Source organism: Vibrio sp. Vb0598, assembly GCF_033338935.1.
GTDB lineage: Bacteria > Pseudomonadota > Gammaproteobacteria > Enterobacterales > Vibrionaceae > Vibrio > Vibrio alginolyticus.
The window spans coordinates 1-1,420 of the sequence record NZ_JAWOTP010000116.1 but is presented as its reverse complement, the minus strand read 5'-3'; the positions used below and the strand labels follow the sequence as shown (position 1 = coordinate 1,420).

At 45.7% G+C, this 1,420-nt stretch carries 2 protein-coding genes; both read right to left on the bottom strand.

What is annotated here, in order from left to right; translation table 11 throughout:
* Positions 1 to 83: 83 nt before the first annotated feature.
* Positions 84 to 395: a PTS lactose/cellobiose transporter subunit IIA gene (locus tag R7Q38_RS23365; protein ID WP_005461092.1), complete on the bottom strand. Its 312-nt coding sequence runs from the start codon at positions 393 to 395 to the stop codon at positions 84 to 86.
* Between the two features lie 49 nt (positions 396 to 444).
* On the bottom strand, positions 445 to 1,420 hold a 976-nt coding region (locus R7Q38_RS23360), incomplete at its 5' end, for a PTS sugar transporter subunit IIC (protein WP_318114464.1).

The window sequence follows — 1,420 nt, the reverse complement described above, 5'->3', positions numbered from 1 at the left end:
CCCCTTCAACCAATTCCGGGGTATAGCTACTACCACCACCAATAATGGCAAGTTTGATCGCCTCTCTAGACATAATGATTTCCTTACTTGTTCGCGAGTTGCTTGTTCAAAGCGACAATCTCAACAGCCATTTCTTGCGCTAGAATCGTTGTCATTAAATGATCTTGAGCGTGCACCATAACCAGAGTCATCGGCACTTTGCCCTCCCCCTGATCTTCTTCGATCAATTGCGTCTGAATTAAATGCGCCTTGTTAATGCACTCTCTGGCTTGCAACAATTTCTCTTCTGCTGCTTCAAATTTTTGCTCTCTCGCCAAACGGAGTGCTTCATAACTTAAACTTCTGGCTTCACCCGCATTACAGATGATTTCCATTACAACCAGTTCTTGTTCCATTTTCTCTCTCCAAAAATATGGGCTGCTTGGTAAAACAGCCCATTCATAATTAAGCGGTTACGCCTTCACCAGCAGGTTGTTCTGCCTGTTTCGTTTCTTTGGTTGTTGGTAGTTCTTGCTCAAGCATTTGCTTCTCAAACATTTTGAAGAATGGGAAGTAGATAAGAAGGTCAAGAATCAACAGACCCACTACGAGCAGTACCGGAGAAAACGTCCAGCCGCTTCCCCAAGACGCACCAATAATTGCCGGCGTCGTCCATGGTGTAGTAGCCACCCCCATACCTACGAAGCCAAGATGCACAGCAAAGTAAGCAATCGTTGCGTTAATTACTGGAGCAAAAACAAATGGGATGAACAATGTTGGGTTCATTACGATTGGGCTACCAAAAATCACTGGTTCATTAATTTGGAAGAAGCCAGGAACCGCACTCATTCGGCCGATACTCTTTAGGTGAACAGAGCGGCTAAATGACATCAGTAGAACCAACGCTAACGTCGCACCAGAACCACCAATGAAGATATAGAAGTCCCAGAACGGCTGAGTGAAGATATTCGGAACAGGCTGCCCAGCAACAAATGCGTCGATGTTTCCACTGATGTTTGTTAGAAAGATTGGCGATAGAAGGCCAACCACAATCGCGGCACCATGAATCCCTGCAAACCAAAGTAATTGACACATGAGTAGTGCACCAATGATGGCAGGCAAAGTATTTGATGCGCTGATTAATGGCTTGAACATCGCCATAACTGCATCAGGAATCAACATGTCGTATTGGGTTTGAACGAAGATGCTTAATGGATAAAGCGTGACAAACACAGCTAGAACAGGCAGTAACACCTCGAAAGAACGCGCGATCGCAGGTGGCACCTGCTCTGGCATGCGAATCGTGATGTTGTGCTTTTTCATAAATCGATACAGCTCAACAGCAAAGAAGGCACACATTACTGCAGTGAAGATCCCTGTACCGCCCATGTGTTTCATCGCTAACGTGCCATCTTGAGCTGGTGCAGCCACCAGCAAGAAA